At 63.2% G+C, this 26,932-nt stretch carries 22 protein-coding genes and 1 tRNA gene; 11 read left to right on the top strand and 12 right to left on the bottom strand.

All coding sequences use genetic code 11. The features are described 5' to 3' along the window. Positions 1-55: 55 nt before the first annotated feature. From FJ443_RS05205 to FJ443_RS05190, 4 genes are all read left to right on the top strand, one after another. Positions 56-1,648 carry a peptide ABC transporter substrate-binding protein gene (locus tag FJ443_RS05205; protein ID WP_140514924.1) on the top strand — a complete coding sequence of 531 codons (1,593 nt, stop codon included), beginning with the start codon at positions 56-58 and terminating at the stop codon, positions 1,646-1,648. A 171-nt stretch (positions 1,649-1,819) separates the two neighbouring features. Further along, a complete protein-coding gene (locus FJ443_RS05200; RefSeq protein WP_140494801.1) occupies positions 1,820-2,743 on the top strand; it encodes an ABC transporter permease subunit in 924 nt (307 codons plus the stop codon). Next, positions 2,736-3,854, top strand: coding sequence for an ABC transporter permease subunit (locus tag FJ443_RS05195; protein ID WP_140494797.1), 1,119 nt, complete (start codon positions 2,736-2,738; stop codon positions 3,852-3,854). Before FJ443_RS05200 ends, FJ443_RS05195 begins: the two co-directional genes overlap by 8 nt. 1 nt (position 3,855) lies before the next feature. Beyond that, complete coding sequence (locus tag FJ443_RS05190; RefSeq protein WP_140514926.1) at positions 3,856-5,475, top strand: ABC transporter ATP-binding protein; 1,620 nt, start codon at positions 3,856-3,858, stop codon at positions 5,473-5,475. Between the two features lie 27 nt (positions 5,476-5,502). Here FJ443_RS05190 and FJ443_RS05185 read toward each other — a convergent pair whose 3' ends face one another. Then, entirely contained in the window at positions 5,503-5,847 is a 345-nt protein-coding gene (locus tag FJ443_RS05185; protein WP_140663382.1) for a hypothetical protein, read from the bottom strand. Between the two features lie 304 nt (positions 5,848-6,151). Here FJ443_RS05185 and FJ443_RS05180 point away from each other — a divergent pair, with 304 nt between their 5' ends. Continuing rightward, the gene (locus tag FJ443_RS05180; protein WP_140520751.1) at positions 6,152-7,270 is read left to right on the top strand and encodes a glycosyltransferase family 9 protein; all 1,119 of its coding nucleotides are present in this window, start codon (positions 6,152-6,154) and stop codon (positions 7,268-7,270) included. A gap of 160 nt (positions 7,271-7,430) precedes the next feature. Here FJ443_RS05180 and FJ443_RS05175 read toward each other — a convergent pair. Beyond that, a tRNA-Pro gene (locus FJ443_RS05175) sits at positions 7,431-7,507 on the bottom strand. Between the two features lie 199 nt (positions 7,508-7,706). Here FJ443_RS05175 and FJ443_RS31085 point away from each other — a divergent pair. Both FJ443_RS31085 and FJ443_RS05170 read left to right on the top strand, forming a co-directional pair. Continuing rightward, positions 7,707-7,868, top strand: coding sequence for a hypothetical protein (locus tag FJ443_RS31085; RefSeq protein ID WP_181167211.1), 162 nt, complete (start codon positions 7,707-7,709; stop codon positions 7,866-7,868). Between the two features lie 10 nt (positions 7,869-7,878). Continuing rightward, positions 7,879-10,119: an AGE family epimerase/isomerase gene (locus FJ443_RS05170; protein WP_140662989.1), complete on the top strand. Its 2,241-nt coding sequence runs from the start codon at positions 7,879-7,881 to the stop codon at positions 10,117-10,119. A 30-nt stretch (positions 10,120-10,149) separates the two neighbouring features. On the opposite strand, the gene betB is transcribed toward FJ443_RS05170, so the two are convergent. The 5 genes from betB to betI are packed head-to-tail and all read right to left on the bottom strand — an operon-like array spanning position 10,150 to position 16,446. Continuing rightward, complete coding sequence (gene betB / locus FJ443_RS05165; RefSeq protein ID WP_140580826.1) at positions 10,150-11,613, bottom strand: betaine-aldehyde dehydrogenase; 1,464 nt, start codon at positions 11,611-11,613, stop codon at positions 10,150-10,152. 56 nt (positions 11,614-11,669) lie between these two features. Next, complete coding sequence (betA, locus tag FJ443_RS05160; RefSeq protein ID WP_140517943.1) at positions 11,670-13,322, bottom strand: choline dehydrogenase; 1,653 nt, start codon at positions 13,320-13,322, stop codon at positions 11,670-11,672. A 3-nt stretch (positions 13,323-13,325) separates the two neighbouring features. Continuing rightward, positions 13,326-14,333 carry a threonine/serine dehydratase gene (locus FJ443_RS05155; RefSeq protein ID WP_140517944.1) on the bottom strand — a complete coding sequence of 336 codons (1,008 nt, stop codon included), beginning with the start codon at positions 14,331-14,333 and terminating at the stop codon, positions 13,326-13,328. Beyond that, the gene (gene betC / locus FJ443_RS05150; RefSeq protein WP_140517945.1) at positions 14,330-15,859 is read right to left on the bottom strand and encodes a choline-sulfatase; all 1,530 of its coding nucleotides are present in this window, start codon (positions 15,857-15,859) and stop codon (positions 14,330-14,332) included. The genes FJ443_RS05155 and betC overlap by 4 nt, the downstream gene beginning before the upstream one ends. Next, a complete protein-coding gene (betI, locus tag FJ443_RS05145) occupies positions 15,856-16,446 on the bottom strand; it encodes a transcriptional regulator BetI (RefSeq protein ID WP_140494780.1) in 591 nt (196 codons plus the stop codon). Before betI ends, betC begins: the two co-directional genes overlap by 4 nt. Positions 16,447-16,634: 188 nt before the next feature. Between betI and FJ443_RS05140 the strand changes: the two genes are divergently transcribed. Then, positions 16,635-17,801, top strand: coding sequence for an acetyl-CoA acetyltransferase (locus FJ443_RS05140; RefSeq protein WP_140662987.1), 1,167 nt, complete (start codon positions 16,635-16,637; stop codon positions 17,799-17,801). A 26-nt stretch (positions 17,802-17,827) separates the two neighbouring features. Then, positions 17,828-18,832, top strand: coding sequence for an asparaginase (locus tag FJ443_RS05135; protein ID WP_140662984.1), 1,005 nt, complete (start codon positions 17,828-17,830; stop codon positions 18,830-18,832). 12 nt (positions 18,833-18,844) lie between these two features. Here FJ443_RS05135 and FJ443_RS05130 read toward each other — a convergent pair whose 3' ends face one another. After that, positions 18,845-20,221, bottom strand: a complete 1,377-nt coding sequence (locus FJ443_RS05130) for a TIGR03808 family TAT-translocated repetitive protein (RefSeq protein ID WP_140517948.1) — start codon at positions 20,219-20,221, stop codon at positions 18,845-18,847. Between the two features lie 116 nt (positions 20,222-20,337). Between FJ443_RS05130 and greA the strand changes: the two genes are divergently transcribed. Beyond that, on the top strand, positions 20,338-20,814 hold the full coding sequence (gene greA, locus FJ443_RS05125) for a transcription elongation factor GreA (RefSeq protein ID WP_140494772.1): 477 nt from the start codon (positions 20,338-20,340) through the stop codon (positions 20,812-20,814). Positions 20,815-20,823: 9 nt separating this feature from the next. Here greA and FJ443_RS05120 read toward each other — a convergent pair whose 3' ends face one another. The 4 genes from FJ443_RS05120 to FJ443_RS05105 form a co-directional block, all read right to left on the bottom strand. After that, positions 20,824-21,213 carry a type II toxin-antitoxin system death-on-curing family toxin gene (locus tag FJ443_RS05120; RefSeq protein WP_140517949.1) on the bottom strand — a complete coding sequence of 130 codons (390 nt, stop codon included), beginning with the start codon at positions 21,211-21,213 and terminating at the stop codon, positions 20,824-20,826. Next, complete coding sequence (locus FJ443_RS05115) at positions 21,210-21,431, bottom strand: AbrB/MazE/SpoVT family DNA-binding domain-containing protein (RefSeq protein WP_140494768.1); 222 nt, start codon at positions 21,429-21,431, stop codon at positions 21,210-21,212. Before FJ443_RS05115 ends, FJ443_RS05120 begins: the two co-directional genes overlap by 4 nt. 111 nt (positions 21,432-21,542) lie before the next feature. Continuing rightward, on the bottom strand, positions 21,543-23,663 hold the full coding sequence (gene scpA / locus FJ443_RS05110; RefSeq protein ID WP_140517950.1) for a methylmalonyl-CoA mutase: 2,121 nt from the start codon (positions 23,661-23,663) through the stop codon (positions 21,543-21,545). Then, positions 23,660-25,102: a methylmalonyl-CoA mutase subunit beta gene (locus tag FJ443_RS05105; RefSeq protein WP_140517951.1), complete on the bottom strand. Its 1,443-nt coding sequence runs from the start codon at positions 25,100-25,102 to the stop codon at positions 23,660-23,662. The genes scpA and FJ443_RS05105 overlap by 4 nt, the downstream gene beginning before the upstream one ends. Positions 25,103-25,384: 282 nt before the next feature. Between FJ443_RS05105 and FJ443_RS05100 the strand changes: the two genes are divergently transcribed. After that, positions 25,385-26,923: a helicase HerA-like C-terminal domain-containing protein gene (locus tag FJ443_RS05100; protein WP_140555863.1), complete on the top strand. Its 1,539-nt coding sequence runs from the start codon at positions 25,385-25,387 to the stop codon at positions 26,921-26,923. Positions 26,924-26,932: the final 9 nt, after the last annotated feature.

Below are 26,932 nucleotides of genomic sequence, written 5' to 3'. Positions count from 1 at the left end.
CGGGGCGTCAACACACAAAGGCGCGCCGTTGGCAGCGCCGACAGGGAGAAACTTCATGCTGAAAAACATGCTGAAGGCGACGGCATTCGCCACAACCATGGCGCTGGCCGCCGGAACATTCTACACGCCGGCCTTTGCCGAGGTCGTCTACAACAGAGGCACTGCTGCCGAATCCGAGTCGGTTGATCCGCATAAGACCTCGACGGTTTATGAAGCCAACGTCTTGCGCGACCTGTTCCAAGGTCTGGTGATGCAGGACGAGAAGGCCAACGTCATCCCCGGCGCCGCCGAGAGCTGGACGGTGTCGGATGACGGTACCGTTTACACCTTCAAGCTCAGGAAGGACGGCCAGTGGTCCGACGGCAGCCCGGTGACGGCCGAAGACTTCGTCTTCGCTTTCCGCCGCCTCGAAGACCCGGCGACGGCCGCCGAATATGCCTCGATGCTCTATCCCGTCAAGAACGCCGAGGAAGTCAACACCAAGAAGGGCAAGCCCGAGGACATGGGCGTCAAGGCCATCGACGCGACCACCCTTGAAGTGACGCTGAAGGCGCCGACGCCATATTTCCTCGAAATGCTGACCCACCAGGCGACCTATCCGGTCAACAAGGCGTCCATGGACAAGCTCGGCGCCGACTGGATCAAGCCGGGCAATCTCGTTTCCAACGGCGCCTATACGCTGGCCGAGTGGGTTCCCAACGATCATATGAAACTGGTCAAGAATCCGAAATTCTGGGATGCCGGAAGCGTCAAGATCGACGTCGTCAACTACATCCCGACAGAGGATCGCTCCTCGGCGATGAAGCGCTTCGAGGCCGGCGAACTCGACAGCTACGACGATCTACCGACCGAGCAGCTCGCCGACCTCAAGGCCAAGTTCGGTGATCAGATCAAGGTGGGGCCGTATCTCGGCACCTATTACTACGCGATCAAGACCGACAAGAAGCCCTGGGACAATGTCGAGCTGCGCAATGCCATCTCGATGGCCATCGACCGCGATTTCATTGCCGAAAAGGTCTGGCAGAATTCAATGCTGCCAGGCTATTCGATGGTCCCTCCGGGCATCGAGGGCTACACGCCGGCGATGGCCAAATATGCCGACATGTCGCAGATCGACCGCGAGGACGCAGCCAAGAAGATACTCGAGAAACTCGGTTACACGCCGGAGCATCCGCTGAAGATGGAGATCCGATACAACACCTCGGAGAACCACAAGAATACCGCGGTCGCCATCCAGGAACAGCTGAAGCCGCTCGGCGTCGACGTCACGCTGCTCAACACCGACACCAAGACCCACTACTCCTTCCTCGAGCAGAGGGGTGACTATGACGTTGCGCGCGCCGCCTGGATTGCCGACTACAAGGATCCCGAAACCTTCCTGGGCATCTCGCGCAAGGCCAGCGGCAACAACTATTCGGTCTATGACAGCCCGCAATATGAGGCGGCCATGGACAAGGCGGCCGCCGCCGGCGGCAAGCCGGAAGAGCGCATGAAGGAACTCGCCGCCGCCGAGCGTATCCTCGTCGACGACGTCGGCCAGATCCCGCTTCTCTACTATAGCTACCACGATATCGTTTCCCCGAAGCTGCACGGCTTCGTCGACAACGTCATGGACGTGCATCCGTCCCGCTTCATCTCCAAGGATTGAAAACCTTGATCGACCCGCCGCCCGTTCAGGACGGCGGTTCGAGCTGTCGTCGCATGGGGCCCGAAAGTCGAAATCGATTTTCCCAGGCCATGGTGCGAAGATGAGAGGTGCCAGAGCGCTGCGGGCGTCCGGTTGGATGCCCGTCACCCTGGCCGAAGCAGGGCACCGCCGATGCTACGCTACATTTTCAGGCGGCTTCTGACCGCCATTCCAACGCTATTCGTCATCGTGACCTTGGCGTTCTTCCTGATGCGCGTCGCACCGGGCGGCCCGTTCAACCAAGAGCGGGGCCTGAGCCCCGAGATCAGGGCCAATCTTGAAGCCCAGTTCGGGCTCGCCGACCCGCTCTGGCTGCAATATGTCCACTATCTCGGCAATCTCCTGCGCGGCAATTTCGGCCCGAGCTACAATATGCCGGACTTTACCGTCACCGAGCTTTTCGCGAAGGGCTTGCCTATTTCCATTCAGCTCGGCGCCTCCGCGCTGATCTTGGCGCTGCTGCTCGGCAGCGTGCTCGGTACCATTGCGGCGCTCAACCAGAACAAACTTGGCGACTACACGGTGATTGCGCTGGCAACCGCGGGCAGCACCATCCCGACCTTCGTCATCGCGCCGATTATCCAGCTCGTGTTCGGATTGACCTGGAAGCTGTTGCCGATCGGCGGCTGGGGCGATGGCGCGCTTATCAACAAGATCGGTCCCGTGCTGACGCTTGCGCTGCCGCAGATCGCCATCGTCGCCCGCCTGATGCGCGGCTCGATGATCGAATCGCTGCGCTCGCATCACATCCGCACGGCGCGCGCGCTCGGCCTGTCCGACTGGTCGGTGGTGGTCAAGCACGCGCTGCGCGGCGCCGTCCTGCCGATCGTCTCCTTCACCGGTCCGGCTGCCGCCGCCCTGCTCACCGGCTCGATCATCGTCGAGACGATCTTCTCCATTCCCGGCGTCGGGCGCTACTTCGTCGATGCCGCGCTCAACCGCGACTACACGCTGGTGATGGGGACGGTGGTGGTCATCGCCATCTTCACCATCGTCTTCAACCTGATCGTCGACGTCATGTATGCCGTCGTCGATCCGAGGGTGCGCTATGACTGATATCGCGATCGCCGCACCGGTCGTCGGCCGTTCGCTGTGGGGCGATGCCTGGGCGCGCCTCAAGGCCAACCGCGCTGCCATGTTCAGCCTCTACTATCTGATCCTGATCGCCGTGATCAGCGTGTTCGGGCCCTGGTTCGTGCCGCACCAATACACCACCATCTATGGTGATTATGTGCGTACGCCGCCGAGCCTGTCGGCCTATCCGAAGGCGGACATGATCGAGACCGCGCTTAATGAGGCGATCAAGCGCATGCGTGTCGACATCAAGGACTGGCGCCAGGACGGCAATCGCGTCTTCGTCACCGTCACCTCCAGCAAGGCGATCGACGACCGCAACATCCGCTATCTCGACCGGTCCGACGCCTTCGACGACACCAGGATCGAAAGCAAGTCGCCTGACGGCCTCGAAGCGACGATGAGCGCCTCGGTCAAGCAGCAATATTTTCTTTTCGGCACCGACAACACCGGCCGTGATCTGTTGTCGCGGACGCTGATGGCCGGGCGTGTCTCGCTGGCCATCGGTCTGCTCGCCGGCGTCGTGGCCGTGGCCATCGGCGTGCTCTACGGCGCCACTGCCGGCTTTGCCGGAGGCAGGGTAGACGAGGTGATGATGCGCATCGTCGACGTGCTTTATTCGCTGCCCTTCATCTTCTTCGTCATCATGCTTGTGGTGTTCTTCGGCCGCAACTTCGTGCTGATGTTCCTGGCGGTCGGCGCCGTGCTGTGGCTCGACATGGCCCGCATCGTGCGCGGCCAGGCGCTGTCCATCCGCCGCCAGGAATATGTCCAGGCGGCAGAGGCCATGGGCGTCGGCCAGCGCGGCATCCTTTTGCGCCACGTCATTCCCAACCTGCTCGGGCCGGTGGTGATCTACATGACGCTGCTGGTGCCGCAGGTCATTATCCTGGAGAGTTTTCTGTCGTTCCTCGGGCTCGGCATTCAGGAGCCGATGACCAGCTGGGGCGTGCTGATCTCGGTCGGCGCCAAGAATATCGGCACTGCAAACTGGCTGCTTCTGTTCCCTGCCTTCTTCCTGGTCTCCACCTTGTTCGCCCTGAACTTCGTCGGCGACGGCCTGCGCGATGCGCTCGACCCCAAGGACCGCTAAGATGGACGCAGCAGAGACCATCCTCAGCGTAAAAGATCTTCGCGTGCGCTTCCGCACCCTCGACGGCGCGGTCGAGGCGGTGAAAGGCATCAACATCCACGTCAAGGCGGGCGAAACCGTCGCCGTGGTCGGCGAATCCGGCTCAGGCAAAAGCCAGACGATGATGGCGGCGATGAGCCTGCTGGCCTCCAATGGAGAAGCCACCGGCAGCGTCGATTATCGCGGCCGTAATCTTCTGACGCTAAGCAAATCCGAGCTGAACAAGGTCCGCGGCCGCAAGATCAGCATGATCTTCCAGGAGCCGATGACCTCGCTCGATCCGCTCTATTCGATCGGCAACCAGCTGATCGAACCGATCCGCCGGCACCGGGGCTTGAATGCGGCGCAAGCGCGCGAGGAGGCGCTCAACCTGCTCAGGCTGGTGCATATTCCCGATCCCGAACGGCGCATGAAATCCTATCCGCACGAAATGTCGGGTGGCCAGCGCCAGCGCGTCATGATCGCCATGGCGTTGGCAAACGATCCCGACATCCTGATCGCCGACGAACCGACGACTGCGCTCGACGTCACCATCCAGGCGCAGATTCTCATGCTTCTGGCTGAGCTGCAGCGCAAGCTCGGCATGGCGATCGTGTTCATCACACACGATCTCGGCATCGTCCGGCGCTTTGCCGACCGGGTCTATGTCATGCGCTCCGGCGAGGTGGTGGAGGAGGGGGACGCGCAAGCCATCTTCGCCAGTCCTCAGCATGCCTACACCAAGATGCTGCTGGCGGCCGAGCCGACCGGGACCAAGGCGCCGCCGCCGGCCAATGCGCCCGTCCTGCTCGAAGGCAGAAACGTCGAGGTCACCTTCCGCATCGGCGGCGGCTTTCTGGCCGGCGAACCGCTGATGCTGCGCGCCGTCGACCGCATCTCGATCAGGCTGAGGCGCAATCAGACGATCGGCATCGTCGGCGAATCAGGCTCTGGAAAATCGACGCTTGGCCGCGCTTTGCTGCGGCTGTTGCCGAGCGATGGCGTGATCCGCTTCGGCGACCGCGATATCTCGACCGCCGACCGCCAGACGATGCGGCCGCTGCGGCGCCAATTGCAGCTGGTCTTCCAGGATCCGTTCGGTTCGCTATCGCCACGCATGACCATCGGCCAGGTCATTACCGAAGGGCTGCTGGTGCATGAACCGAACCTCTCGGGCAAGCAGCGCGACCAGCGCGCCGTCGAGGCGCTGCGCGAAGTTGGCCTCGATCCCAACTCGCGCAATCGCTATCCGCACGAATTCTCAGGCGGCCAGCGTCAGCGCATCGCAATTGCCCGCGCCATGATCCTCAAACCCAAGCTGGTGGTGCTGGACGAGCCGACCTCGGCGCTCGACCGTTCGGTGCAGAAGCAGATCGTGGAGTTGCTGCGCAAGCTGCAGGCCGACCATGAGCTGTCTTACCTCTTCATCAGCCACGATCTGGCCGTGGTGCGCGCCATGGCCGACTACATCATCGTCATGAAGCAGGGCAAGATCGTCGAGGAAGGGCCGACGGAAGACATTTTCAGCAATCCGCAGGCCGGCTACACGCAGACGCTGATGAGCGCCGCAATCGATGTCACGCGGTTTCGCTTGAGTGCGTGAGGCGAGCCGGGGCGGCGGCGCCTCAGCTCAACTCGCCAGCCCTGGGCATTTGCGCGCCCTGGCGGCGGCCATGGCCGCTTGCTGCTGCTTCAGCCGATCGATCCTGGTCGTTTCGCGATTGGCGACGGCGGCCTTGACGCTTGAGCCGCCCAGCAGCCATCTCGGAACACTGGTGCTGGCGACCTTGCCCCGCGTGATGGCTGTCTGCGAGATGTCTTTGGCGGCTTCGCCTATGGCGCTGTTCAGTTCGGCGCATGTCATCTTGTCGTAATTCGCCGGATCGATCGATCCGCTGGTCGACGCGCAGCCTCCGACAAGGGCGAGGAGGAGCACGGGGATGAACGGCCTGCTGGGGGTCGAATGCAATTTCATGTCCACGACCTTACTCCAGCGTAAGCGACCATGGCCACCCTCCGATATGTCCGCATGCGTGCGTACGCCGAAACGAACCGGGGTCATTCACATTCACGACGGACACGAGTTCGACCTCGGCGGAACCCTTGAAAGAGAGCCTGCGAGCCCCATCTGCGTTGACAAATATTCCTGGTTGGTTGATGGCTGAGGCGATATCCTATATCAGCGGACAGAACGAGCTTGTCATTGCGCGGCTATTGCCTACATCGATCGTTTGTCGAAAATTTTGGATTCTTTTTGGCTGAAATGGAATAGTCATTCCATGAAAAGTTGGATCAAGAATTCAAAAGAGCCGGCAAAGGCGCTGCCGAAGGCTGGCAACGTACAATCAATACTCATAAATCAGACGAAGTTTATCGGGGATGTTGTTCTAACTTCGGTTCTGGTCAGGCATCTGCGGGCAGAGTTTCCGAACGCGACGATCACCATGCTATGCCAGGCGGCGCTGGCGAAATTCGTTCTGGAGCAAGGCATCGCCGACAGCGTGGTTTCGCTCGATCGCGGCAAAATGCGCGGCTCCCCTTTCGAGCGCATGTCCGGAATGACCAGGCTCCTGCACGATCTGAGGAAGTCGGATTATGATCTTATCATCGATCTGTCCGACTCCAAGACATCACGGCTTGTGATGCGCTTCGTCAAGGCGCCTTTTCGCGTAGGCTATGTTCCATCGGAGCAGCCCCTGAAATTCTGGGAGCGCCAAAGCGCCAACATCTTTGCCGCCACATACGGCCATGGCGGCGAGCATTATCTGCATCGGTACCTGTCGCCGCTGTTTGCCCTTGGCATTCCTGTGACCGATCCTATTCCGTCCCTCAAGCCAACCGAATCCGGTTCGCGTCAGGCAAAGCAGCTGCTTGCCCGACACGAATTGGAAACGAAGTCGTTTGTCGCCGTCCATGCCGGCGCCAGTTTCCCAGGCCGTTGCTGGCAGCCTGACCGTTTCGCATCGGTCCTGGGAGAGATTTACCGTCGAAAGGGTCTCCGGGCGGTCATCGTTGGCGGCCCGGACGAGGCAGGTATCGCAGGCAAGGTGTTGGATGCGGCAACATCGCCGATCGTGAATCTCGTTGGCCAGGCACCCCTGACCACCCTTTTGCCCCTGCTGGGCGAGGCCCTGATCTTCCTGGGCAACGAAAGCGGACCCATGCACCTGGCCGCGGCCATGAAAACGCCCGTCGTTGGCCTGTTCGGTCTGACCCAACCTGACATCTGGGGGCCTCTTGGCGTTCCTAACCGTACGCTGCAGCCTCCGATGCCATGCAAGTGCATAGCGCCGGGCCTCTGCAAGGTGGGCAATGCAGGGGGCGTTTATTGCGTTCAACGGCTTGACGCCGCCGACGTCACCAAAGCGGCAATCGAACTCATAGAACGCGTCAGCTAAACCAATTCCAGGAAAACTGCGCAGCGGTTTTTCCGTCCGGAATTGCGTAAAGCGATGAATTGGAGCCGGAATTGCGTAAAGCGATGAATTGGAGCAGGCGACGATCAAACATCGAGCCGCTGCAGCGGGAACAACAAACACGCGTATCGCTTTGTTTTTCTGGTCGGAGTGGCAGGATTTGAACCTGCGACCCCCTCGTCCCGAACGAGGTGCGCTACCAGGCTGCGCTACACTCCGTGACCAGACGCGGGCTTATAGCCGCCGCATCTGGTTCCTGCAAGCGTCAATGGCAGCACTTCTGTCGCATTTCGCCAGCTTTCTTCGCGAGCCTGTTTCAGCGCCTCGAATAAACGCCGCTTAAAGGCTTCCGTGGTAGGGCACTCCTCGGCAAACGTTTGCGCGATTTGTGTTTCCAGCCGCCCGGAGATTTCCAGTCTTGACCCTCAGGATCGTTGGCGAAGCACGGCCCAACAGTTTCGGATTGCCGGAGCTTGTCGTGGTGGTGGAGAGCCCGGTATCGTCGCAGCGGCGCCGGCAGACGTTCGACGCGGTGCTGCGCCGTAGTCCGGAAGTCGGCGCCTACAACCAGATCTTTTGACAAGGGCATCATGAGCCAGCGCATCGTCAGTTTCGTCATGAGCGGCGGCGTCGGCTCGCGGCTCTGGCCGCTGTCGCGCGAGGACAATCCCAAGCAGTTCCACGACCTTTCGGGCGACGGCTCGATGCTGGCAAAGACCTTGCGCCGGCTGGCGTCACGGCCCAGCGGCGATACGCCCATCTTCATGATCGCTTCCGAACGCCATGCCGAGCGCGTCCATGCCGATCTCGCCGGCATAAACCTTGCCGGCGGTGGGCCGCTGTTCGAACCTACCGGCCGCAACACCGCCGCGGCGGTGGCGCTGGCAAGCCTGCGCACGCTCGCCGAATTCGGTGACGAACTGGTGCTGGTGGTGCCGTCCGATCACGAGATTTCGACCGCGCGGCAATTCTGGCAGAGCGTCGAGGCGGGCATCGCCGCTGCCAGCGCCGGGCGGCTGGTGGTGTTCGGCCTCAAGCCGACACAGCCGGAGACCGGCTATGGCTACATCGAAGTCGCCGCCGAAAGAGCAGGCGTGTTCGATGTCTCGCGCTTCGTCGAAAAGCCGGACCTTGCCACCGCCCAGGCCTATCTCGAAGCCGGCAATTTCCACTGGAACACCGGCATCTTCCTGTTTCGCGCCGGCGCCATGCGTGATGCTTTCGCAGCTTTCGAGCCGAAGATCTGGCAGGCGACCGAAGCTGCCTACAAGGCTGCGACATCGGACCTTTCCGGCTTCTACATGCCGCTGGACCTCTACGGCGCCATTCCTTCGGTCTCGATCGACTATGCCATCATGGAGCGGGCAAAGGACATCGCCATGGTGCCGGCCAGCTTTCGCTGGAACGATCTCGGCTCCTGGCAGTCGCTGCTCGATGTCGGGCCTGCCGATAGCCAAGGCAATGTCATCGCCGGCGACGTCGTCGCCATCGATTGCGAGAATTCCTACATTCGCAGCGATGGCCGGCTGCTGTCGGCCATCGGCATGAGAGATGTCGCCATCGTCTCGACATCGGACGCTACCTTCGTCGCCCCGGTCAGCCATAGCCAGCACGTCAAGAAGATCGTCGAGCAGCTCGAAAAATCCGGCCGGCTGGAAACCCGTTTCACGCCTGCCCACGACCGGGTCATCGAAAGCGGCGCCTGGCGCCGTCGCGTCCACCACTGGCTGTTTCAGGAGACGCTTCCGCTGTGGTCGACATCAGGCGTCGACGAACGCTATGGCGGCTTCCACGAGGCGCTTGGCTTCGACGCCACGCCGCTGATGAAACCCAAGCGCATGCGCACGCAGGCCCGCCAAGTCTACGCCTTTGCGGTCGCCAAGCAACGCGGCTGGGACGGCTCGGCCGACCGGCTCATCGCCCACGGCATCGACTTCATGGCCGGAAGCGGCCGAACGGCAAGGGGCGGCTGGGTGCGCACCCTCGACATCGACGGTTCGGTCGCCGACCCGGTCGAGGACGCCTACGATCATTCCTGCGTGCTTCTGGCGCTGGCACATGCCCACATGTCGGGCCATCCGGATGCGCTGCGGCTCGGCGAGGAGACCTTCGCCTTCCTCGATGCCCATCTCGAGGATAGCCGCATGACCGGCTTTCTCGAAACCTCGGACGGGCAGGGCGAGCGGCGCTCCAATCCGCATATGCATTTTCTGGAAGCCTTCCTCGCCTGGCACGAAGCGACAGGCGAGCGCGCTTATCTGCGCCGCGCGGCACGCATCATCGACCTGTTCCGCAACCACTTCTTCGATCCCGAAAGCTGGACGCTGGGTGAATATTTCGACGCCGGCTGGAGGCCCGTGGCGGGCGAGAAGGGTACCTGGACCGAGCCCGGCCATCATTTCGAATGGGCCGCGCTGCTTGTCGATTTCGCCGCTCTTAGCGGCCAGGCCGAACTGAGTGGCTTCGCCAGGAAACTCTATGCCTCGGCCATCGCCAATGGCCTCAACCGCGCCACAGGCCTTGCCTATGGCGCCGTCTCCCGGCAGGGTCTGCCGCTGGACCTGGTCTCGCGTAGTTGGCCACAGGCCGAAGCGGTCAAGGCGGCGATTGCGTTGGACGGTTCTGGCGGACCCGATCTCAAGCCGGAGATCGAGGAACGCGTAGGCCGGCTGTTCCGCTGGCACATCGACCCGGCGCCGCTGGGTCTGTGGATCGACCGCGTCGACGAGCGCGGCCGCTCGCGGGCATCAGATGTGCCGGCCAGCATTTTTTATCATCTCGTGTGCGCGCTGACGCAGTATCTGGATGGGACTGCCGAGAAGGGCGGCTGAGAAAGAGGCGCTGTCCCGACGACATTTTGCTCAATACGGGCTGACCACATCCCCGGTCTCGACATAAACCGCCTTCATCTGCGAATAGAGCGCCAGCGCGGCCAGTGAATTTTCTCGCCCAATGCCGGATTGCTTGACACCGCCGAAGGGGATTTCGACCGGGGTCAGGTTGTAGGCGTTGATCCAGCACGTGCCGGCCTGCAGCTCGGCGATGACGCGGTGGGCGCGCGACAGGTCGCGCGTGAACACGCCGGCCGCGAGACCGAACTCAGTGTCGTTGGCGCGCTCGACCACCTCGTCCTCGCCGTCGAATTTCAGCACGCTCATGACAGGCCCGAAGATTTCCTCGCGCGCGATGCGCATGCTGTCGCTCACCCCGGTGAACACCGTCGGCTCGACGAAGAAGCCGCCTTCAAAACCTTGCAGCGAGGGCACGTTGCCACCGCAGGCGAGCGTGGCGCCTTCTTGCTTGCCCGCCGCGATGTACGAGACGACCTTCTCCTGCTGTGCCTTGCTGACCAGCGGGCCCATCTGGGTTTCGGCATCGAGTGGGTCGCCGATGCGGATCTTCTTGGTTCGCTCGACGAGCCGGTCGACGAAGCGGTCATGGATGCCCTTCTGGACGAAGACGCGCGTGCCGTTGGAGCAGATCTGCCCCGTCGAATAGAAATTGCCGAGCATGGCGCCGCCGACGGCATTCTCGAGATCGGCGTCGTCGAAGACGATCAGCGGCGACTTGCCGCCGAGTTCCATCGTCGCGTGCTTCATCTTCGAGCCGGCGAGCGACAGCACCTTGCGGCCGGTCGGCACCGAGCCGGTCACCGACACCTTGGCCACGACATCGTGGCTGACTAGGCTGGCGCCGACATCGCCATAGCCTTGCACGACGTTGAACAGCCCGTCGGGCAGGCCTGCCTCGCTGTAGATCTCGGCCAGGGCCAATGCCGACAATGGCGTGTTTTCCGATGGTTTGAACACCATGGCGTTGCCCATGGCGAGCGCGGGCGCGGATTTCCAGCCGGCGATCTGGATTGGATAGTTCCAGGCGCCTATGCCGACGCAAACGCCGAGCGCCTCGCGCCGCGTGTAGGCGAAGGCCCCGCCCAAATCGACAGCCTCGCCATTGTAAGCTGCAACCGCGCCGCCGAAATATTCCAGGCAATCCGCGGCCGATGGCGCATCCGCCACCAGCGTTTCCTGAATCGCCTTACCGGTGTCGAGCGTCTCGAGGCGGGCAAGATCGGCGTTGCGGGCGCGCAAGATGTCGGCGGCGCGGCGCAGGATGCGGCCGCGCTCCACCGGCTTCAGCCGCGCCCAAGCCGGTTGCGCGGCACGCGCAGCCTCGATGGCGAGTTCCAGCACGTTCGGCGTCGCCGAGCGCAGCAGGGCGATGGTCTCGCCGGTTGCCGGATAGATGACCGGCAGTGGCGCGCCTTGCTCGTCGTCTATGTAGCGTCCGTTGACATAGTGCGATGCCGTTGGCTGGGCGCGCATGGGCTTCTCCAAATCGTCTTAGCGGCATGCCGATCGTGCGGTTGCACGATCATGCTCTATCTGTCGGACGCCTGCCAGCGGGGATTGATCCATGGTTCCTGGTTGGAAGGCGCCAGCGGCGTGCGGCCGAGAATGTGGTCGGAAGCCTTCTCGCCAGTCATGATCGACGGCGCGTTGAGGTTGCCGTTGGTGACGCGCGGGAAGATAGAGGAATCGGCTACCCGCAGGCCCTCGACGCCGATCACGCGGCATTCCGGATCGACGACGCTCGTGACCTCGTCGGCGCGGCCCATCCGGCAGGTGCCGCAGGGATGATAGGCGCTTTCGGCGTGATCCCTGATGAAGATGTCGAGGTCGTCGTCCGATTGCACGTGGCTGCCGGGCGAAATTTCCTGGCCGCGGAAGCCGTCGAAGGCCTTCTGGCCGAAAATCTCGCGCGTCAGCCTGATGCAGTGGCGGAACTCGCTCCAGTCGTCGGGATGCGACATGTAGTTGAAGTGGATCACCGGTTTCGAATTCGGATCCGGCGAGCGCAGCGTCACCGAGCCGCGCGACTTCGAGCGCATTGGCCCGACATGCGCCTGAAAACCATGCGACTTCGCCGCCGCCTTGCCGTCATAGCGCACCGCCGCCGGGATGAAGTGGTACTGGATATCAGGATAGTCGACGCCGGCGCGCGAGCGCACGAAGGCAGCCGCCTCGAAATGATTGGTGGCGCCAAGGCCGGTCTTGAAGAACAGCCACTGCGCCCCGATCATCGCCTTGGAGAACGGATTGAGCACCGAATTCAGCGTGATCGGCTTTGTCGATTCCTGCTGGATATAGAGTTCCAGATGGTCCTGCAGGTTGCGGCCGACGCCGGGTCTATCGGCTACCACCGCGATGCCGTTTTCCCTGAGATGCTCTGCAGGCCCGATTCCCGACAGCATCAGGATTTTCGGCGAGTTGATCGACGATGCCGCGACGATCACCTCACGTCGCGCCTTAACGACCTGAATCTGTTTGCGAGCTTCGATCTCGACGCCGATGGCGCGTTGATTCTCGATGATCACCCGTCGCGCAAAGCCCTTGACCAGGCTTACGTTTTTGCGCCCGAGCGCCGGCTTCAGATAGGCTGATGCCGCCGACCAGCGGCGGCCGCCGAAAATGGTCTGCTCCATCGGGCCGAACCCCTCTTGCCTGGAGCCATTATAGTCGTCGGTCAGTTCGAAGCCGGCTTGGCGGCCCGCCTCGACGAAGGCGCCATAGAGCGGGTTTTTCCGCGTGCCGCGCCGCACGTGCAGCGGCCCGCCACGGCCCCGCCAGCCGTCCTCGCCGCCCTCCGCATCTTCCATGCGCTTGAAATAGGGAAGCACGTCTGCAAAACCCCAGCCGGCGGCTCCCTGTTCGGCCCAGTGGTCGAAGTCGCGGGCGTGGCCGCGCACATAGACCATGCCGTTGATCGAGGACGAGCCTCCGATCACCTTGCCGCGCGGCGTTGCCAGCACGCGGCCGCCGAGATGCGGCTCGGGCTCGCTGGCGAAGCCCCAGTCGTAGAGGCTCATGTTGAGCGGGATCGACAGCGCCGATGGCATCTGGATCAGCGGCCCGACATCGGAGCCGCCGAATTCGATAACGATGACCGAGTGCTTGCCATCCTCCGACAGGCGATAGGCCATGGCCGAGCCGGCGGAGCCGGAGCCGATGATGACGAAATCCGCTTCAAGCATTGTTCATATGCGCCCATCGTTCACATGTGTGATGAAATCGGCGAGCGAGACATTGCCGCCGGTAGCCACCACAAGGACGGTCTTGCCGGCCACATCCACCTTGCCGCCGAGCAGTGCCGCCAGCGAGGCAGCTCCGGACGGCTCAAGCACCAGCTTCATCCGCTCGAAGGCGATTTTCATTGCCCGCCGCACCAAGGCGTCGTCGACAGTGATGCCGCGAACGCCGGCGGTTCTGACCGCCGCGAACGGCGCGTCGCCGGGCCGCCGCGACATCAGCCCGTCACAGATCGAATTCGGGGCGAGCGGCATGGTCTCGATGCTGCCATGCGCCAACGAGGCGCCCATGCCGTTGAAACCTTCGGGCTCGACGCCGATGATTTCCGTGGCCGGCGACAGATAGTGGAAAGCGAGCGAAACGCCGCCGATCAGGCCGCCGCCGCCGACCGAGCAGAACAGCACGTCCGCCTTCGCGCCCTTGGCAGAAAGCTGCTCCAGTGCCTCCAGCCCGGCACCTGCCTGGCCGGCCACGATTTCCGGATCGTCGAAGGGATGCAGCAATGTCAGCCCTTCGGTCTCGGCGATCTCGCGCGCCTTGGCGGCAGCGACTTCCTCACGCGCGCGCTCGCCGTGATCGGTAAGTACCACGCGCGCGCCGTAGCCTGCTGTGGCGTCGCGCTTGGCGGCCGGCGCGTCGATCGGCATGACGATGGTGACGGGAATGCCGAGCGCCTGGCCCGCAGCCGCCAGTCCTTGCGCGAAATTGCCGGAAGAATAAGCGACGACGCCCTTCTTGGCTTCGTCGGGCGACAGCCGCTTCAGCCGCCAATAGGCGCCCCGAACCTTGAACGATCCCGCCCATTGCAGCGATTCCGCCTTGACGAAGACGCGAGCGGCGCCGGTTTCCCTGGCGAGCGCCGCCGATTCCAGCAGCGGCGTGATCTGCGTCGCCTTGGCGGTGACCGCATAGGCTTGCTTCAGGTGGTCGAGTGAGGGGACAAGCGTAGTCATCATTCGCCTCGCGGATACCGCTTGCTCTCTTCGAGATTGTCGAGGTTCATGTGGTTGCGCATGTAGCGCTCGGACGCTTTCTGCAGCGGCTGGAAATCCCAAGGGTAGTAGGCGCCGTTGCGCAGCGCCCGATAGACGACCCAGCGGCGCGCCTGGCTTTCGCGCACCGCAGCGTCGAAGGCGGCCATGTTCCAGCGCGCCCGCACCTTGTCCATGAACGCCGCGACCAGCGGTTCGTTGGCCGGATCTGCCGCGAGGTTTTCCCGCTCCAGCGGATCGGATTGGAGATCGAACAGTTGCGGCGCATCGAGCTCGCAATGGACGAACTTGTATCGGCCCTCGCGGATAGCCACCAGAGGCGCGTATGAACCCTCAGCCGCATATTCCATCAGCACAGGCGCGCTGCGCCGCTCACCGTCGATCAGAGGCAGCAGCGATTGGCCATCGGTCCATGGCGCGACGGCATCGATGTCGATGCCGGCGAGGTCGCAAAGCGTCGGCGTCACGTCGAGATTGGAAACCGGCGCTTCGATCAGCCCGGCCGCAACGCCCCTGCCGGCAATCATCAGCGGCACCCGCGCCGAGCCCTCGAAGAAGCTCATCTTGAACCATAGGCCGCGCTCGCCGAGCATGTCGCCATGGTCGGAGCAGAACAGGATGGTGGTGTCGTCAAGCATGCGCGTTCGCTTGAGGACGTCCAGGAGCTCGCCGAGCTTGTCGTCGACATAGGAAATATTGGCGAAATAGCCACGCCGCGAACGGCGCACCTGCTCAGGGGTGATCTGGAACGACGGATAATCGCTGGCGACATACAGCCGCTGCGAATGCGTATCCTGTTCGTCATACGCAATGAAATTGGTTTCCGGGTCGAGCGCCTGGCAATTTTCGTAGAGATCCCAGTACTGCTTGCGCGCGACATAGGGGTCGTGCGGATGTGACAGCGAAACGGTCAGGCACCAGGGCCGGCGCTCCTCATCATCCTGCTCCCGCGAAAGCTGGTAGAGCTTCTGCGTGGCGAGGAACACGACCTCGTCGTCATATTCCATCTGGTTGGTGGTTTCCGCAATGCCGGCCCCGGTCACCGAACCCAGATTGTGATACCACCAGTCGATGCGCTCGCCGGGCTTACGATAATCCGGCGTCCAACCGAAATCGGCGGGGTAGATGTCCGTGGTCAGCCGTTCCTCGAAGCCGTGCAACTGGTCCGGCCCGACGAAGTGCATCTTGCCCGACAGGCAAGTATGGTAGCCGGCGGCGCGCAGATGATGAGCGAAGGTCGGGATCGACGAGGCGAACTCGGCGGCGTTGTCATAGACTCCGGTGCGCGACGGCAACTGGCCGCTCATGAACGAGGCACGGCCCGGCGCACAGAGCGGCGAGCCGGTGTAATTGTTGCGGAAGCGCGCCGAGCGGGCGGCCAACGTCTTCAGATGCGGCGCGTGCAGGAAGTCAGCCGGCCCGTCCGGAAAGAAAGTTCCGTTGAGCTGATCGACCATGACGATCAGGAAGTTAGGGTGCTTGCGTGTCACTGCGTCTGCCGTCCGCTGAGTTTCGTTTCGAGATAGTCCTCGACCAATGCGATCGCGGTCGCGGCATCGGGCACGCCGTCCTTGAGCGCGCGCCTGATATAGAGCCCGTCGATCATCGCCGCCGTCGCTTCGGCGACGCGGTCGGCCTCGGCTCGGGACAGGATGCCGGCCAGCCCGCTCATCAGGTTCGAATGCAGCCGCCGCGCATAAATCCTGAGCAGCCGGCGCAGCGCAGCCGATTTCTGCGCCTCGACATAGAAGGCGAGCCAGGCGGCGATCGTTTCGGCACGGAACTGGATCTCGGAGAAGTTGACGGCCACGACCGCCGAGACGCGTTCGCGTGGGGAACCGGTGGATTGAAGCGCGCGCCGCATGTCTGTGGTCAGTTCGGCCAGGATATGCCGCATCGTCGCGAACAGCAGCTCATCCTTGACGCCGAAATAGTGATGGGCCAGCGCCGACGACACGCCGGCGCGCCCGGCGATCTCCGACATCGTCACGTCAAGCGAGCCGCGCTCGCCGATCGCCGAGATCGTCGCGTCGATGAGCGCTTTGCGGCGCAGTGGCTCCATTCCGACTTTCGGCATGCTGTTCCCATTGTTTCGGTGAAGATTATTTTTTATTGACGGGTCAATCAACAAAAATTCAGCCCAAACAACAACCGATTGTCGGCTCTGGCTCATCCCGCGGACTGGAAAACGGTTCATTATTGAACAATATTGAGTGCTCAGGCCGCGATATGACGTGTTAGGATCCGCGGCAAATGGAGGTTGCCATGACCGCATGCATCGTTGGCTGGGCGCATTCGCGCTTCGGCAAGCTTGAAGGCGAAACATTGGAGAGCCTGATCGTCAAAGTGGCAACCGAGGCGCTCGACCATGCCGGCATTGGCCCGGACGACGTCGACGAGATTGTGCTCGGACATTTCAACGCCGGCTTTTCCGCGCAGGATTTCACCGCCAGCCTTGTCCTCCAGGCCGACGACCGGCTGCGCTTCAAGCCGGCGACGCGCGTCGAGAACGCCTGCGCCACCGGTTCGGCCGCTGTCCGGCAAGGCGTCCGCGCCATCGATGCCAATGCCGCCCGCATCGTGCTGGTGGTCGGCGCCGAGCAGATGACGACGACGCCCGGCCCCGAGATCGGCAGGAACCTGCTGAAAGCCTCCTATTTGCCCGAGGATGGCGACACACCGGCCGGCTTTGCCGGCGTCTTCGGCAAGATCGCACAAGCCTATTTCCAGCGCTATGGCGACCAGTCGGATGCGCTTGCCATGATCGCCGCCAAGAACCACAAGAACGGCGTCGACAATCCCTATGCGCAAATGCGTAAGGATTTCGGCTACGAGTTCTGCCGCCAGGAGAGCGAGAAGAACCCCTTCGTCGCTGGCCCGCTGAAGCGCACCGACTGCTCGCTGGTCTCCGACGGTGCCGCCGCTCTCGTCCTCACCGACACAGCGACGGCACTGAAGATGCGCCGCGCCGTCACCTTCCGCGCCAATGAGCACGTGCAGGATTTCCTGCCGATGTCGAAGCGCGACATCCTGACTTTCGAAGGCTGCGAGCAGGCCTGGAGCCGGGCGCTCAGGAATGCCGGCGTGACGCTTGATGATCTCTCCTTCGTCGAGACGCATGACTGCTTCACCATCGCCGAATTGATCGAATATGAAGCCATGGGCCTGGCGAAGCCTGGGGAGGGCGCGAGGCTGGCGCTGGACGGCACGACCGCAAAGGACGGGCGGCTGCCGGTCAACCCGTCCGGCGGCCTGAAGGCGAAGGGTCATCCGATCGGCGCCACCGGCGTGTCGATGCATGTGCTGAGCGCCATGCAGCTCGTCGGTGAGGCCGGCGGCATCCAGGTGCCCAACGCCAAGCTTGGCGGCATCTTCAACATGGGCGGCGCGGCGGTCGCCAACTACGTTTCCATTCTCGATCGGATTCGGTAAAAGCGACCCGCATCCGCGGGGGCAACATGACAAATCCGGTTCTGATCGAAGTTCTGCGTGGCGCCATCGTCGAGAGCGCGCACCGAGGCGCGGTCGCGGTTTTCGACGCCGATGGCAAGCCGGTTCTCGAGATCGGCGACACATCGAGGCCGGTGTTTCCGCGCTCCGCGGTCAAGGCGATCCAGGCGCTGCCGCTGGTCGAAAGCGGTGCTGCCGATGCCTACGGCTTCGGTAACCGCGAACTGGCGCTGGCCTGCGCCTCTCATTCGGGCGAACCGGCCCACGTCGAACTGGCGCGGTCGATGCTCGCGAGGGCCGGGCTGGACGGGTCGGCGCTTGAATGCGGCGCGCATTGGCCGTCGAGCCACGACGCGACGATCGCACTCGCCCGCGCAGGCGGTTCCCCGAACGCCTTGCACAACAATTGCTCCGGCAAGCATTCCGGCTTTCTTTGCACCTGCGTCCATTCAGGCATCGAGCCTCAAGGCTATGTCAGGGCGGATCACGCCTTGCAGGAAATGGTGCGCGACGCCATGCAGGCGGTGACAGGAGCTCGCCACGGCGCCGACGAACGCGCAACCGATGGCTGTTCGATCCCGACCTACGCGGTGCCGCTCAGGAGTTTTGCGCTTGGCTTTGCCCGCATGGTGACCGGCAGGGGCTTCGCGCCCGGGCGCGCCAGGGCGGCAAAGCGATTGTTGTCGGCTTGCATGGCCGAGCCGTTCTTCGTCGCCGGCACAGGCCGCGCCGATCTCGCGCTGATGCAGGCGGCGCCTGGCCGAATATTTGCGAAGGGCGGCGCCGAAGGGGTCCATTGCGCGGCGCTTCCCGAGCTTGGCCTCGGCATCGCACTCAAATGCGATGATGGTGCCGGCCGGGCCGCCGAATCCATGGTGGCCGCAATCATCGCCCGACTGCTGCGTGCGGACGAGGTTTTGGCGGCGAAGCTGCTCGAAATGGCGAATGCACCCATCGAAAGCCGGATAGGCGCCACGGTCGGTGCGCTCAGGCCGACGGCGGCACTGGCCTGAGACAGACGTTTCTCAACTGACGTGATTGCGCTCGACGGTCAGATGCGGAAAGCCGGTATCGGCTGACGCGGCGAGATCGCCCGTGGCCGGATCGGCCCAGCGCTGCCCGACAATGGCGCCATTGCGTGCGCCGTCGATGACATTGTCGGAGATGATGGCGGTTCCGGCACCGTCGACCACGCTGACGACGATGCCGGTGCCCGCTTTGCGGATGATGTTGCCGGTGGCCACGACGTTGCGCAGATACGGTCCCCAGCCGATCGACATGCCGTAGAGCGGCGCATTCTCGATGACGTTGTTGGACACGGTGGTGTCGGCCTCGACGCCGATGCCGACGCCGAATCCCGGCGGGTCGGCGGGGTAGGGGCCTGATGTCGACAGGTTGCGCACGATGTTGCCCGAGCAAACACCCATGCGTCCGCCTTCGTTGAAATTGACGATCGAGATGCCGTTGGCGGCACCATCGACGATGTTGTTGCTGATAACGGCGCCCTCGAACGAGAATTCGGAATAGACCGCCGTTTCGCCGGAACGCATGCAAGTGTTGCCCGATACTTGCAGATTGCTGGCGCTGTTGGCGCGGATGGCGGAGAATGCGCAGTCCGAAACAATATTGCCGGAGACGATCACGTTGGCGGCGCGGAAGGCATTGATGCCATTGCCGTTCTGGCCAGTGCCGCCGCCGCGCGCCGCGATGCGTTCGACCCGGTTGCCGGTGACGATGGTGCCGTCCTCCGCCGCTTGCCAGCGGTGCACGAGGATGCCGCCATTGGCGCAGTCGGAGACGGTGTTGCCTGTGATCGCCAGCCCTGCGGCCTCGACCGAATAGATGCCGGCGTCCGCCGCTCCGGATATTTCCGTGCGCTCGACCCGGCCCGCCGCGTGCTCGAGCGCCAGCCCGTTCTTGCCGCTGCCGGTTATCTGGCAATTATCGACGATGAGATGCGCCACGCGGCGCAGATCGAGCAGTCCTTGCGCGTAGTCGCCCATCGAGCGGTTTGAGCCGTCGAGGACCAGGCCGCTGAGCTCGATGTGATCGGCTTGTTCGGCCATGAACAGGTGGCCGTCGCCACCATAGACGATGCGCGTTGCGCCAGGCACGCCGGTAAGGCGCACCCGGCCGGGCAGCGTCAGGTTGGACACGACATAGGTGCCGGGCTGCAGGAAAACCGGCATGTCGCGATCGCTGGCCTCGCGCAGCAGCTTGGCGAAAGCCTTGCTCTGATCGTCAAAGGTGCCGGGTTGCACGCCAAGCTCGGTGGCGTTGATCGATCCGCGCATCGAGGCTTTCTCGACGCCGGGCAAGCTCGCGGCGGCTGCCTTGCCCAGCGAAAGCCCGAACACGGCAAAACCGGCTGTCCGGACAAGCAGCTTGCGTCTGTTCAACATCGGCACAGGTCCTGGCTTTTGCCCATCTAGTGGCAGGATTCGTGCCAGTCAGGCACCTGCGTCCCCGGCGAGGGCAATGACTTGTGAAGTCGTGAGGGCGGGCATAAGTTCAAGGAATGAGCAGAGCCTTTACCCGCGAGGAAGACAGCGAAAACGCCATCGCAGGCGTCGGCGAACGGCCGATCAGTCAACACCGCAACCTGGTGACGGAGCGTGGCCTGGCAATGATCGACGAGAATCTGGCCGATCTGCGCGACATATTGGCCAAAGCCGAGCGGCGGGGAGACCGCGAGCGCATCGCACTGGTATCTCGCGACCTGCGCTATTGGACCGCGCGGCGCGAAAGTGCCGAGCTTTCGGTGCCCGAGCCCGGGAGCGACGTCATCCGCTTCGGCATGGGCGCCACGCTCGAAGCCGACGACGGCAAGAAGGTGCACTGGAAGATCGTCGGCGAGGACGAGGCTGATCCATCGAAAGGCAGCATTTCCCATGTATCGCCAATGGCGATTGCTTTGTTTGGCAAGAAGGTCGGCGATGTCGCCACCGTCAATGGCAAGGAATGGGAAATCGTCAAGCTGAGCGCGGGCGGCTGAACCCCAACATCAGTCCTCGGTCTTCACGATGTGGTCGCGAAAGAACGCGACTGCACCCGCTTCATCGATCTCGCCGGCGGCGATAGCCATCACGAATTCATAAAGCGTGCCGTTGTCCGCCGTCAGGACCTGACCGTTGACGATCAGGAAGGCGCCGGCGGCGACAATAGCCGTGCGTTTGTTGCCGTCGACAAAGGCATGATTTCTGGCAATGCCGAAGACATAGGCTGCTGCAAGATCTGCAATCGACGGAGTGCCGTAATTAGCCTTGTTCTCGGCCCGGGCCAGTGCCGATTCAAGTGCATTTTCATCCCGCAAACCTTGTGCGCCGCCATGCCGGCGCAATTGTTCGGCATGCATCGCCTCCACCGCGCGGCGCGACAGGAACTCCCAGTTCATTCGGCGAGCTTCTGAAGCGCGACCTTGTACTTGTCCATGACCTTGCGAGCAGCTTCCATCTGCCGCTCGAAACTATCGTCGACCGGTTTGAGGACGATGTCCTTGTCTGTTTCGAGAACCTGAAGCTGATCACCGGCTTTGAGATTCAGGCGGTCGAGTAGCTCCTTGGGCAGGATCACACCTTCGGAATTGCCGATCTTGCGAATGGTGGTGTTCATGCTGGATTGCTCCTGTTGCAACGTCAATTATAACTCGACCGCCGCACCGTTGCAACAGATATTATAACTTACGAATGGGAGGAAGGCCCGGACACACTCGTTGCCGATAACTCAGGACGCCAGCAGCCGGTCGATCAGCCGCTCCGCTGCTTGCGGGATCACGGTACCGGGCGGGAAGATTTCCGCCGCACCCGCTTGCAGCACGGCATCATAGTCCTGCGGAGGGATCACGCCGCCGGCAACGATCAGCATGTCGCTGTGGCCGAGCCTCTTCAGCGCATCCCTGAGTTCCGGGATCAGCGTCAGATGTCCCGCCGCCAGCGACGACGCGCCGACAATGTGCACATCCTGCTCGTGGGCGAGCTTCGCGATCTCCTCCGGCGTCTGGAACATGGCGCCGACGGTGACGTCGAAGCCGAGGTCGGCAAAGGCTGTGGCGATCACCTTCTGGCCGCGGTCATGTCCGTCCTGTCCCATTTTGGCGACCAGGATGCGCGGCTTGCCGCCGGTCTTCTTTTCGAACGCGCCGATCTTCTCCTGCAGCCGGTCGACGGCCGGATTGTCGCCGAGCGCCTGGCGGTAGACGCCGGAAATCGTCTGCACCGACGCGATGTGGCGGCCAAAGACCTTTTCCAGCGCCAGCGAAATCTCCCCGACCGTCGCATTGGCGCGCGCGGCGTGGATGGCGAATTCGAGCAGGTTCTCGCCGCTCTCGGCCGCGCGGGAGAGCGCTGCGAGCGCATTCTCGAGCACCGCGACGTCGCGCGTGCCCTTCAGCCGCTGCAGCTTCGATAGCTGCCGGGCTCTTACCTCGGCATTGTCGATCTTCAAGACGTCGACTTCGATATCCGCACCGGGCCGGTGCGCGTTGACGCCGACCAGCACCTGCTCGCCTGAATCGATGCGCGCCTGGGTGCGGGCGGCCGCCTCTTCGATGCGCAGCTTGGGAATGCCCTTCTCGGTGGCCGCGGCCATGCCGCCGAGCGCCTCGACCTCCTCGATATGGGCAAGCGCACGCGCTGCCAGATCATGCGTCAGCCTCTCGAGATAAGCCGAACCGCCCCACGGATCGATGATGCGCGTGGTGCCGGATTCCTTTTGCAGGATCAGCTGCGTGTTGCGGGCGATACGGGCCGAATGATCCGTCGGCAGCGCCATGGCCTCGTCGAAGGAATTGGTGTGCAGCGATTGTGTATGGCCCTGTGTGGCGGCCATCGCCTCGATCATCGTGCGGATGATGTTGTTGTAGGGATCCTGCGCCGTCAGCGACCAGCCAGAAGTCTGGCAGTGGGTGCGCAAGGACAGCGAACGCTCGTCCTTCGGCGAAAAATTCTTCATCATCAGGCTTGACCACAGCAGCCGCGCCGCCCTGAGCTTGGCGACTTCCATGAAGAAGTTCATGCCAACAGCCCAGAAGAAGGACAGGCGCGGGGCGAAGCGGTCGATGTCGAGCCCGGCCGCGACGCCGGCGCGGGCATATTCGATTCCGTCGGCAATCGTATAGGCGAGCTCCAGGTCCGCCGTCGCGCCGGCCTCCTGCATATGGTAGCCGGAGATCGAGATCGAGTTGAATTTCGGCATGTGCCTGGATGTGTAGGAGAAGATGTCCGACACGATCCGCATCGAGGGCTTCGGCGGATAGATATAGGTGTTGCGGACCATGAACTCCTTCAGAATGTCGTTCTGAATGGTCCCTGCGAGATCCTTCTGCGCAACCCCTTGTTCCTCGGCCGCCACGATGTAGAGCGCCATGATCGGCAGCACCGCGCCGTTCATGGTCATCGACACCGTCATCTCGCCGAGCGGAATGCCGTCGAAGAGCTGGCGCATGTCGAGGATGGAATCGATGGCCACGCCCGCCATTCCGACATCGCCGGCCACCCGCGGATGATCGCTGTCATAGCCGCGGTGCGTGGCGAGATCGAAGGCGACCGACAGACCTTTCTGGCCGGCGGCAAGATTGCGCCTGTAGAAGGCGTTTGACTCTTCCGCCGTCGAGAAACCGGCATATTGCCGGATCGTCCACGGCTGCTGGACATACATGGTCGGATAGGGTCCGCGCACGAAGGGCGGCATGCCCGGATAGGTGTCGAGATGCGGCAGCCCCTTGAGATCGCCCTGATTGTACAGATGTTTGACGGCAAGGCCTTCCGGCGTCATCCGCTGGCCCTTGATCTCGACCGGCGCCCGCCGAGGCGGCGCCCAGCCGACCTGGCTGAAATCCGGAATCAAGAAGCGGCTCCGATCGCTTGATCGATGCGGACCGGAAACAGCGGCTCGCACATGACGATGCCTTCCGTGAAGGCAGATCGCCGCTCCGCGGCCAGCGTCTCGACCGCGCGCTCGGTTTTCTGCGGATAGAGCGTGGCGCCGACGATGGCGCGCTCGCGGGATCGGAAGGCGGCAGCACGCTGGGCGGCGGCGGTGCGAACACGTTCCTGTATGCGTCCGTCCTGAAGGCTGGACAGCACGCCGCCCTCGGCCTCGATCGCCTGCAACTCGGACCAGGCCGCTTCGCAGAGGCCAGCGGTGAGCGCTTCGACGCCACCGGAGCCGCAGGCGGGATCGGCGACCTGATCGATGTGGCTTTCATTGGCCATGATCAACTGCGCGTTACGGGCCACGCGGCGTGCGAAAGGCGCCGGCAGGCCATGCGCGACGGTGTGCGGCAGGATAGCGATCGAATCGGCTCCGCCCGCCGCCGCGGCGAAGCAGGCGATCGTCGTGCGCAGGATGTTGGTCTCCGGGTCCAATGCCGTCATCATCCGAAACGACGTCTCGGCGTGAATATTGGCCGTCGAAGTCGGGATCGAGCAGGCTTCTTGGACGCGAGCCCACAGCCTGCGCAAGGCCCTGACCTTGGCCATCGACAGGAACTGATCCTGGTCGGCGCTCAGCGCAAACCCGATATGGGGCGCTGCGTAGACGAGCGGTTGCCGCGCTTTCTCGAACATCCTGAGATAGGAGACGGCCGAAGCGAGCATGATGCCAAGCTCCTGCGCCTCCGTGGCGCCGGCATTGTGGAACACCCGCCCATCCGCCTCGAGCAGCACGCCGGGCACGCCCATTGAAAAGAAATGTGCCAGCGATTGCGGCATGGATTCCTGCAGCGCCTCGATCGACATGCGCAACCGGCCGGTTCCGGCCAGGATCGCCGCCGGATCGATGCCGAAGGAGAGGTTGAGCTTTGCCGGATCGGAGCGGCGCTTGCCAAGGAACGCCACCAGCCAGTCGGCCATGGGGCGGCTCCATGGGTGGGCGTCGATCCGGATCTGGACGCGGTTTAACGGGATGCCGTCCAGAACCGTCTCCAGCGCCTGCGCCGTTCTCGGCAGGCCGTAGCCGAAGGCGTTCGGGGCACCTTCGAAGACGAGCGACAATCCCGTCGCGCCCTGCGCGACGTCCTCCAGCGCCTGGGCTTTGGCGCGACCAATGTCGGGATCGTCGATGCGCTGGCTGACGATCCACGGCGATCCGGGGTTGGCGCGCACGATCGGCTCGGCCGCCGCCGCGCGCTCATAAAGCGGTTCCACGCGGATGCCGTCATCGGTGTGCGAGACCAGTTTTTCCTCGAAAGATGCGCCGGCGAGCGCCTTTTCAGCCAGGGCCAGCCATCGCTGCCGGTCGGCATTCGGAACTTCGTTATCCCTGGTCAAGGCTCCGGCGCTCATCCACTGTCCTCGTCACTATGCGGCCGCATCAGCCTGGAGCACTTCAGTCTACGGGTCCCGGTGCGATACCGCAATGCAATGCGCTTCCAAGACTCGAATTCGATCCCTCGAGCGTACACCAGCCTTCGAGCACGAAGCATGAACGATTGCCAAACATGGGCACAATCCGCAAGCTCCAAAAAAGGCCATTTTCGCCGATCGCCATTGTCGCTGTGCAAGGCCCCCACTATACCTTCGGGCGAAGGGCTGGTTTTATACACAGCAGTTGCGGAGACCGGACATATGGCTGACGACACCATTTTCATCGGCGCCAGCCGCAAGCCCGACGACAGCTATCAGCGTCCCGAAAACCTGCTTTTGCACTATGGCAACCGTCACGGCCTGGTGACCGGTGCCACCGGCACCGGCAAGACGGTCACCTTGCAAATATTGGCCGAGGGATTCTCCAATGCCGGCGTGCCGGTGTTCTGCGCCGACATCAAGGGCGATCTCTCCGGTATAGCCATGATCGGCACGGCGCAGGATTTCCTGGTCAAGCGCGCCGAGCAGGTCAAGCTCGACCCCTATGACTTTCAGGAATTCCCCGTCATCTTCTGGGATCTGTTCGGCGAACAGGGCCACCCCATCCGCGCCACCATCTCCGAGATGGGCCCGCTGCTCTTGTCGCGGTTGATGAATCTGTCCGAAGCCCAGGAAGGCATCATGAACATCGCCTTCCGCATCGCCGATGAGGAAGGGCTGCTGCTGCTCGACCTCAAGGACCTGCAGGCGCTGCTCGCCAATATCGCCGGGCGCGCCGAAGAGATCAGCGCCCGCTACGGCAATGTGACGAAACCCTCGGTCGGCGCCATCCAGCGCACGCTGCTGGTGCTGGAACAGCAGGGGGCGGCGAATTTCTTCGGCGAGCCGGCATTGCGCATCGCCGACATCATGCGCACCACCCGCGACGGCCGCGGCGCCATCAGCGTGCTGGCCGCCGACAAGCTGATGATGAATCCGCGACTCTACGCGACGTTCCTGCTTTGGCTGATGTCGGAACTGTTCGAGGAGCTGCCCGAAGTGGGCGATCCCGACAAGCCGAAGCTGGTCTTCTTCTTCGACGAGGCACATCTGCTTTTCGACGACGCGCCGAAGGTGCTGATCGACCGCGTCGAGCAGGTGGTGCGTCTGATTCGCTCGAAGGGCGTCGGCGTCTATTTCGTCACGCAGAACCCTCTGGATATTCCTGAGAAGGTTCTGGCCCAGCTCGGCAACCGGGTCCAGCATGCGTTGCGCGCCTACACGCCGCGCGAGCAGCAGGCGGTAAGGACCGCGGCCGAGACGTTCCGGCCAAATCCGGATTTCGATTGCGCGACCGTGATCACGCAACTGGGCACCGGCGAAGCGCTGGTTTCAGTGCTGGAAGCCAAGGGCATCCCGTCCATGGTCCAGCGCACGCTGATCCGTCCGCCATCGTCACGACTTGGGCCCATAACCCCAGCCGAGCGGCGGAAGCTGATCCAGGAAAGCCCGGTGATCGGTCAGTACGATGAGGGTGTCGATCGCGAATCGGCTTTCGAGATGCTGCAGAAAAAGGCCAAGGACGCGGCGGATGCCGAGGCACAGCAGGCCGACGCCGGCCGTTCACGCTGGACCATTCCGGGCTTCGGCAATGATGCTCCGCCGCCGCAACCCGGCGGCAGACGCCCGCCTCAACCGCGCCCGTCCAACCGCCAGACGGTGGCGGAAGCCGCGATCAAGTCGGTGGTGCGCTCTGTCGGCTCGTCGGTCGGCCGCGCCATCGTGCGCGGGATACTCGGGAGTCTGTCGAGGGGCAGATAGGGAAGCGCG

Origin of the sequence: Mesorhizobium sp. B2-6-1 (assembly GCF_006440475.1) — a bacterium.
In the GTDB taxonomy this organism is placed as follows: Bacteria; Pseudomonadota; Alphaproteobacteria; order Rhizobiales; family Rhizobiaceae; genus Mesorhizobium.
This window is presented reverse-complemented; position numbering and strand designations above follow the sequence as displayed.